Below are 255 nucleotides of genomic sequence, written 5' to 3'. Positions count from 1 at the left end.
CGATCACGAAGTATTTCGGCGAGTTCAAGGCGTATGACCAGATCGACGCCGCCCCGGAAGAAAAGGCGCGCGGCATCACCATCTCGACGGCGCACGTCGAATATGAGACGCCGGCCCGTCACTATGCGCACGTCGACTGCCCCGGCCACGCCGACTACGTCAAGAACATGATCACCGGTGCGGCGCAGATGGACGGCGCGATCCTGGTTTGCTCGGCTGCCGACGGCCCGATGCCGCAGACCCGCGAGCACATCC

At 64.7% G+C, this 255-nt stretch carries 1 protein-coding gene; it reads left to right on the top strand.

Annotated features, from left to right (window positions below; translation table 11 throughout):
* Positions 1-2 precede the first annotated feature (2 nt).
* Positions 3-255, top strand: a 253-nt coding sequence (locus JNB71_RS24310; RefSeq protein WP_346657304.1) for a GTP-binding protein, incomplete at its 3' end; no start/stop codon positions are given.

Source organism: Rhizobium herbae, assembly GCF_019511375.1.
Classification (GTDB): domain Bacteria; phylum Pseudomonadota; class Alphaproteobacteria; order Rhizobiales; family Rhizobiaceae; genus Pararhizobium; species Pararhizobium herbae_A.
Note: the sequence above shows the minus strand (reverse complement) of the source record. Positions and strands in the feature narration are given on the sequence as shown.